We start from the raw sequence: 9,386 nt of genomic DNA, 5'->3' as shown, positions 1-9,386 counted from the left end.
GCACCCGACCGTCCACCAACAACCACGCCCGAGCCGCCACAACCGGATCCGACTCCCCCGAGAAATCGACGACCGGCAGGTCGAACCGCACCGGCGCCGGATCGATCACCTGATACGGCACACCGTCGTCACCGGCGACCAGCCGCGTCCGCAACACCTCATGCCGCCCCACCAACGCACCGAGCGCCCCCGCCAACGCATCAACATCCAACACACCCGAGAAGTGCATCGACACCGGCGTGTTGTACTCGACCGAACCCGGCTCCAGCTGCGCCAGGAACCACAACCGCTGCTGCGCAAACGACAACGGCAACCGCTGATCCCGGCCCACCGGCACAATCGGCGGCGCCACCACACCCGGCACCGCCGCATCAACCACCACCGCCAACCCCGCCACCGTCGGCGTATCAAACACCTCCACCAACGCCACATCCACATCAAACGCACCACGGATCCGCGACACCACCTGGGTGGCGAGCAGCGAGTGCCCGCCGAGCTCGAAGAAGTTGTCGTGGATGCCGACCTGCCCGAGCCCGAGCACCTGCACCCAAATCGCGGCCAAGGTCTCCTCGGTCGGCGTCCGCGGTGCCACATAACTGTCGGCCGGCCCCGCATGCGCCAGCTCCGGGTCGGGCAGCGCCCGCCGATCAAGCTTCCCGTTCGCGGTCAACGGCAACGCCGCCAACTCCACAAACAACCCCGGCACCATATGCTCCGGCAACCGCACCCCCAGGAACCGACGCAGATCGGCCACAGACGGCATCCCGTCCACGGGCACCAGGTAGGCGACCAGCCGACGACTCGCGTCCACCCCATGCCCGGTCACCACCGCCGCACCGACCCCCGGATGCGCCAGCAACGCCCCTTCCACCTCACCGGGCTCGATCCGGTAGCCACGAACCTTCAACTGGCTGTCAGCCCGGCCCAGGAACTCCACCGTCCCGTCGGCCCGCCACCGCGCCTGGTCCCCGGACCGGTACATCCGGCTACCGTCACCGGCGAACAGGTCCGCGACGAACCGCTCACCGGTCAACTCCGGACGCCCCCGATAGCCGCGGGCCACCCCCAAGCCGCCGATGAACAGCTCACCGACCACACCGGCCGGCACCGGTTGCAGCCACTGGTCCAGCACATACAACCGGGCACCCGGCAACGGCCCACCGATCGGCACCCGATCCCCACCCACCACAACGGGCGTGAGCTCCATCCCGGCCACACCAACCGTCGTCTCCGTCGGCCCGTAATGGTTCGCCACCCGAACCCCACGCTCGCCGGCCACCGCCAACAGCCGCCGCAACCACTCCGGCGAGGCTGCCTCACCACCCAACACCAACGCCCGCCCCGGCAACAGCTCCGCCAACCCGGCCCCGTCGGCGAGGCCGGCCAGATGCGACGGCACGATCTTCACAAAGTCGATCGCGTGCTCGGCCAGGAACCCGGCCACCGCCTGCGGGTCGGTCACCGTGGCCGGGTCCGCGAAGTACAAGCAGCCGCCGCTGGCCAACCCACCGAACAACACCGTGTTCACAAAATCGGTCCCGGCTGGCTGCAGCACCCCGTACCGGCCGCCCGGCGCCCCGAACCCGATCCGTTCCAGCACTCCGGACACGTAGCTGAGCAGGCCGGCGTGGGTGACCACCACACCCTTCGGACGACCCGTCGAACCCGACGTGAACATCACATACGCCGCTTGACTGACCGCCCCCCGCACCACCGGCACCACCGCCGCCGCAGTCAACGCCGGGTCGTCGAGATCGATCGTGCGGATCCGGCCGGCCGGAACCTGCTCCAACAACTCCTCACGACCGAGGATGACGGAGACGCCGCCCTCAGCAAGCATGAACGCCAACCGGGATACGGGCGCCCGCACATCCAACGGCAGATACGCCCCACCCGCCAGCCACACCCCCAGCACCGACACCACCACATCGGCACCGGCGTCGGCCGCGACACCCACGACAGTCTCTGCACCCACACCCACCGACCGCAGATACGCGGCCAGACCCGACGCGCGCAGCCAGATCTGCTCGTAGGTCCAGGAACCGGAAGCATCCACCACCGCCGGCCAGTCCGGGTGCTGCTGAGCCCAGCCGGCGACCAGGTCGTGGACGCCGGACATCGGCGGCACCGCGATCGACGGGCCCGACTGCCAACCGGTCAACACACCTTGCTCGGGGCCGGTCAGCAGGTTTAGGCCGGACAGCCGGCCGTCCGCGCCGGCCGCGACCGCACCGGCCAACGCCAGGAAATGCCCGATCAGGCGGCGCATCGACGATTCGTCGAACAACGCGGAGGTGAAGTGCACCGCGCCGACCAGGCCGCCGGCCCGCTCAGCCACGATCAACCGCAGATCGAACTTCGCCATCATCGCCTCGACGGCACCCGACACCTCCCCACCGTCGCCGCCGTCGTCCGTGAAGTAGTTAAACAACACCTGGAACAACGGCGACCGGGAGCGGTCCCGATCCACATCTAGGGCATCGACCAGCTGCTCGAACGGGAGATCCTGGTGCGCAAACGCCGCCAGCGTCCGCTCCCGCACCCGACCCAGCAACTCCGCGAACGTCGGATCACCGGACAGATCCGTGCGCAGCACCAATGTGTTGACGAAGAACCCAATCAGGCCCTCGATCTCCGCCCGGTTCCGGTTCGCGATCGGGGTGCCGACCACGATGTCGTCCTGGCCCGAGTACCGGCTCAACAACACCGTGTACAACCCGAACATCGTCATGAACATCGACACACCAGCGTCCCGCGCGACCGCCCGCAGACCGTCACTCACCTCGCGTGGAATCGCAAACTCGATCACCGAACCATCCGTCGAACGCACCGGCGGACGCGGACGATCCGTCGGCAACTCCAGCACCGGCGCACCCGCCAACGCCTCCCGCCAGAACCCCAACTGGCCCTCAAGCACGTCACCGGACAGCCAACCCCGCTGCCACACCGCAAAGTCGCCGTACTGCACCGGCAGCGCCGGAAGCTCCGAGCCGGCGTACAACGCGCCTAGCTCGTCCTGCAGAATGCCGGCCGACCACTCGTCGCCCACGACGTGGTGCATCGCCAGCGCCAGCACGTGGTCGTCGTCGGCCAGCCGCAGTAGCGTCGCGCGCAGCAGCGGACCGGCCGCCAGGTCGAACGGGACCAGCGCGTCGGCGTCCATCCAGGCCCGCGCGGCCGCGGCCGGATCGGGGCCGCCGGTCAGGTCCACCACCGGCAGGTCGAACCGTGCCGGCGCCGGGTCGATCACCTGGTGCGGCACCCCGTCCTCACCGGCGACCAGCCGGGTCCGCAGCACCTCGTGCCGCACCACCAGGCCGGCCAGCGCCGCAGCGAGCGCCGGCCCGTCCACCGCGCCGTCGAGCTGGATCGCGATGGACGTGTTGTACTCGACCGAGTCCGGCTCGAGCTGGGCCAGGAACCACAGGCGCTGCTGCGCGAACGACAACGGCAGCGGCTCGTCCCGGCCCACCGGCACGATCGGCGGCGCGGCCGCGCCCGGTGCGGCCGCCTCGATCGCCGTGGCCAGCCCGGCGACGGTCGGCGCGTCGAACAGCGCCGCCACCGGTACCTCGACGTCGAACACGGCCCGCACCCGCGACACCACCTGGGTCGCCAGCAGCGAGTGCCCGCCGAGCGCGAAGAAGTCGTCCTGGGCGCCGACCCGCTCCACACCCAGCAGCCCGGCCCAGATCTCGGCCAGCACCTCCTGCACCGGCCCCGCGGGCGCGACGAACGCGCCGGCGAGCGCCAGGCGAGCGGCGTCCGGAGTCGGCAGCGCCGCCCGGTCCACCTTGCCGTTGGCGTTGAGCGGCAGGGACGCCAGCTCGACGAACGCCGCCGGAACCATGAACTCAGGCAGCCGCCCGCGCAGGTGTCCGCGCAGCTCCTCCACGCTCGCCACTCCGGCCGCGGCATCGGCCGGCACGAGGTACCCGATCAGCCGGTCCTGATCCCGATCGGCGACCACCACGGCGTCGGCGACGCTAGGGTGTTCGCGCAGTACCGCCTCGACCTCGCCCGGCTCCACCCGGAACCCGCGGACCTTCACCTGCGCGTCCGCCCGGCCCACGAACTCGAGCCGGCCGTCGCCGCGCCACCGCACCACGTCCCCGGAGCGGTACAACCGGCCGCCATCGCCGGAGAACGGGTCGGCGACGAACCGCTCCGCGGTCAGCTCCGCCCGGCCCGCGTACCCCCGGGCCAGCCCCACCCCGCCGATGAACAGCTCACCAGGCACCCCGACCGGAACCGGCCGCAAGCACCGGTCCAGCACCTGCACCCGCACGTTGCCCAGCACCGACCCGATCGGCGGCGCCGCCCCCGACCCGTCCGACACGGTCAGCCCGGCCGTGCTCATCACCGTCGCCTCGGTCGGACCGTACGTGTTCACCAGGCGCGACCGGCCCGCCCACATCCCCGCAAGGCCAGCGCTGAGCCGCTCCGCACCCACCACCCACGTGTCCACCCCGGGCACCTGCTCAGGGTCGAGCTGCGACAGCAGCGACGGCACCACACTGGCCACGCCGACCCGCTCCGCCCGGATCAACCCGGCCAGCCGCGCCGGCTCCGACCGCTGCGCACCGGCCGCGATCACCAGCGTCCCGCCGCCGGACAGCGTCACCGCCAGATCCAGCACCGCCGCGTCGAACCCGAACGACGCGAACTGCAGCACCACCCGACCCGGCGCCATCCCGAACTCGGGCGCCAGCTGCGTCACCAGGTTCACCAGGCCGCGATGACCGACCACCACACCCTTCGGCACACCCGTCGAACCCGACGTGTAGATCACGTACGCCGCCTCGCCGCCCATGACCGCCGGCAGCGCCACCGCACCCACGCCGTCCAGCGGCAGCTCCTCCAGCCAGGTCACCGCGACCCCGGCGGCCGCCAGCCCGGCCGCGGCCGGGCGCTCGCCCAGCACGAGCGACGCGCCGCCGTCGGCGGCCATGAACGCCAGGCGTTCAACCGGATACCCGGGGTCCAGGGGCAGATACGCCGCGCCGGCCCGCCAGACCGCCAGTACCGAGACGACGAACTCGACACCGCGGTCCAGGCACAGGCCGACCACCGACTCCGGGCCGACCCCCAGCGCGCGCAGCTGCAGCGCCAACCGCTCCGAGCGCTGCCACAGCTCCCAGTACGTCAACGCCGCGTCCCCGCACCGCACCGCCACCGCCGCCGGGTCCGCCACCACCTGCTCGGCGATCAGCTCCGGGACGCCACCCACCGCCGGCAGTGCCGCCACCGGCGCCGCCCAGCCCGTGAGCGCCGCCCGCTCGACCCCGGTCAGCACGGGCAGCTCCGACAGCCGGCACTCCGGGTGGCCCGCGACCGCGGACAACAGCTCCACCAGGTGCCCGACCAGCCGGACCATCCGTTCGGCGTCGAACAGCACGGCGCTGTACTGCACCGAGCCGACCAGCCCCGAGCCGGCCTCGCTCAACGACACCGACAGATCGACCTTGACCGGCATGGGCTCGGGCTCGGACACCTCCTGCGGGCCGGCGTCCTCGCCTGCACCGGCGACGTAGTTGAACAGCACCTGGAACAGCGGCGTGCGCGACCGGTCCCGATCCACGCCGAGCTCGTCGACCAGCTGCTCGAACGGGAGATCCTGGTGCGCGTACGCGGCCAGGGTCCGCTCCCGCACCCGGCCCAACAGCTCCACAAAGGTCGGATCGCCCGACAGATCGGTGCGCAGCACGAGGGTGTTGACGAAGAAGCCGATCAGGCCCTCGACCTCGGCCCGGTTCCGGTTCGCGATCGGCGTGCCCACCACGACGTCGTCCTGACCGGAGTAGCGGCCCAGCAGCGTCGCGAACGCCCCGAACAACGTCATGAACATCGACGCGCCCGCATCCCGGGCGACCACCCGCAGCCCGTCGACGATCTCCGCCGGAACGCTGAACTCCAGCGCGGCACCCTCGGTCGAGCGCACCGCCGGGCGCGGCCGATCCGTCGGCAGCTCCAGCACCGGCGCACCCGCCAGCACCTCCCGCCAGTAGCCAAGCTGGCCATCGAGGACCTCGCCGGTCAGCCACTGGCGCTGCCACACCGCGAAGTCCGCATACTGCACCGGCAACGCCGGAAGCTCCGAACCGGCATACAACGCGCCCAGCTCATCCTGCAGGATGCCGCCCGACCACTCGTCACCGACCACGTGATGCATCGCCAACGCCAGCACGTGCTCGTCGCCGCTCAACCGCAGCAGCGTCGCCCGGAACAACGGCCCCGCCGCCAGATCGAACGGCACCGCCGCATCCGCGTCCAGCCACGCCTCGACCCCGCCCGGCGCCCCGGACACATCCACCACCGGCAGCTCGAACCACTCCGGCGCCGGATCGATCACCTGATACGGCACACCGTCCACGCCGGCCACCAGCCGCGTCCGCAGTACCTCATGCCGGGCAACGAGCCGGCCCAGCGCCTCGGCGACCGCGTCGACGTCAACGGCACCGGCCAGGCGGATCGACATCGGCAGGTTGTACTCGACCGAGTCCGGCTCCAACTGCGCCAGGAACCACAACCGCTGCTGCGCAAACGACAACGGCAGCGGCGCATCGCGCTCCACCGGCACAATCGGCGGCACAACCACACCCGGCGCCGCCGCCTCAATCACACCCGCGAGACCCGCAACGGTCGGCGCATCAAAGACCGCCGCCACCGGCACCTCAACGCCAAACACCGACCGCACCCGCGACACCACCCGCGTCGCCAGCAACGAATGCCCACCCAACGCGAAGAAATTGTCGACCGCCCCGACCCGCTCCACCCCCAACAACTCCGCCCAAACCCCGGCCAACACCTCCTGCACGGGACCCGCAGGAGCCACGAACCCCTCCACCAACGCCAACCGCGACGCATCCGGCGCCGGCAACGCCCGCCGATCCACCTTCCCGTTCGCGTTCAACGGCAACGACACCAACTCCACAAACATCGCCGGCACCATGTACTCCGGCAACCGCTCCCGCACCACCCCCCGCAACCCCACCACCGACAACACAGCCTCACCATCCGGCACCAGATACGCCACCAACCGGCCATCAACGGCCACCACCACCGCGGCAGCAACCCCCGCACACTCCCGCAGCACAGCCTCGATCTCGGCCGGCTCGATCCGGAACCCACGCACCTTCACCTGCGCATCAGCCCGACCGACAAACTCAAGGCGCCCATCCGGCCGCCACACCACCACATCCCCAGTCCGATACAACCGCCCACCATCACCAGCAAACGGGTCCGCAACAAAGCGTTCCGCCGTCAACCCCGGCCGCCCGTAATAACCCCGCGCGACACCAGCACCACCAATCCACAACTCACCCGGCACCCCAACCGGCACCTGACCACCCCACCGATCCACCACATACCAACACGTCCCCGCAATCGGCGTCCCCAACGTCACCGCGTCGACGACCCGGTCACAGGAGGACCAGACGGTGGTCTCGGTCGGGCCGTACATGTTCCACACCTCACCCACCCGCGACACCAGCTCCGCAGCCAGGCCAGCGGGGAACGCCTCACCACCACACAACACCCGCAACCCGGCCCGCCCCGACCAACCATCGTCGAGGAGCATCTGCCACGTTGCCGGCGTCGCCTGCATCACCGACACCCCACCCAACAGATCCGCCAACCGCGCCGGTGAACGCACCGCCGCACGATCGGCCACCACCACCCCACCACCAACCGTCAACGGGCCGAACAACTCCAGACCAGCAATGTCGAACCCGAACGTCGTCACCGCCAGCACCACATCACCGTCCGACAGCCCCGGCCGCGCCGCCATCGCCGCCACAAACGCCGCCAACGCACCGTGCGAAACCGCCACACCCTTCGGCCGACCCGTCGAACCCGACGTATACATCACATACGCCACACCACCCGCCACCACCGAACCCGACACCACATCGACGTCAGCGCCGGCCTCATCCAGCCACAACGTCGTCTCTACCAGCGTTGCCAGCGGCTCCGCAGAACCGCGATGACCGACCAGCACCCGCAACCCCGAATCCGCCACGATGTACGACAAACGCGCCACCGGCTGATCCGGATCCAACGGGACATAGCCCGCGCCGACCTCCCACACCGCCAACGCCGCCACCACAACGTCGACCCCACGCTCCACACACAGACCGACCAACGACTCCGCACCCACACCCAACCGACGCAACCGCCCGGCCAAACCCAACACCCGCCGCCGCAACACCCCGTACGTCAGCACCACATCGCCGCACCGCACCGCAACCCGGTCCGGATCCGTCGCCGCCCAACCGGCGATCTGCGCACCCACACCGCCCGACCACGGCACGACCGCATCGCCCGCGCACCACACCGCCAGATCCGCCGACTCCACCGACGTCAACACCGGCACCTCGGAGAGCCGCACGCCCAGCGCCACACCGGCCAGCAGCCGCTGCAGATGGCCGACCAAACGCGCCATCCGCGCGTCGTCGAACAGCGCCGTCGAGTACTCGACAGAGCCCACCAGGCCGTCGGGCGTCTCGCTCATCACGAGCGTCAGGTCGTACAGCGCCGACACCGCGCCCGGTCCGGCCTGCCCGTCCTCCCCGCTGACGTAGTTGAACAGCACCTGGAACAGCGGAGTGCGGGACCGGTCCCGGTCCACGTCCAGCGCGTCGACGAGATGCTCGAACGGCACATCCTGATGCGCATACGCGGCCAGCGTCCGCTCCCGCACCCGGCCCAGCAGTTCGCCGAACGTCGGATCCCCCGACAGGTCGGTGCGCAGGACGAGGGTGTTGACGAAGAAGCCGATCAGGCCCTCGATCTCGGCCCGGTTCCGGTTCGCGATCGGCGTACCCACCACGACGTCGTCCTGACCTGAGTACCGGCCCAGCAGCACCGAGAACGCACCCAGCAACGTCATGAACATCGACACGCCCGCGTCACGGGCCACCGCGCGCAAACCCTCCACCACATCGGCCGGCACCGCGAACCCAACCACAGCACCCTCGGTCGACCGGACCGGCGGCCGCGGCCGATCCGTCGGCAGCTCCAGCACCGGCGCCCCCGCCAGCGCCTCCCGCCAGAACCCGACCTCACCCTCCAACACCGCACCCGACAGCCAACCCCGCTGCCACACCGCAAAATCCGCATACTGCACCGGCAACGCCGCCAACTCGCCACCGGCATACAACACGTCCAGCTCACGACACAGAATCCCGCCCGACCACGCATCACCCACCACATGATGCATCGCCAAGCTCAACACCGACTCGTCCGCCGACACCCGCAACAACGTCGCCCGGAACAACGGCCCCACCGCCAGATCGAACGGCACCACCCCATCCGCCGCCAACCACGCCCGCGCCGCCGCGACGGGGTCCGGCTCCCCGGACACGTCCACCACCGGCAGCTCGAAC

Annotated in this window: 1 protein-coding gene; it reads right to left on the bottom strand. The window is 70.6% G+C overall.

Annotated features, from left to right (window positions below; all coding sequences use genetic code 11):
• Positions 1-9,386, bottom strand: a 9,386-nt coding sequence (locus ABD901_RS57400) for a non-ribosomal peptide synthetase (protein ID WP_345144635.1), incomplete at both ends; no start/stop codon positions are given.

It is taken from the genome of Dactylosporangium darangshiense (genome assembly GCF_039537565.1).
Classification (GTDB): Bacteria; Actinomycetota; Actinomycetes; order Mycobacteriales; family Micromonosporaceae; genus Dactylosporangium; species Dactylosporangium darangshiense.
This window is presented reverse-complemented; position numbering and strand designations above follow the sequence as displayed.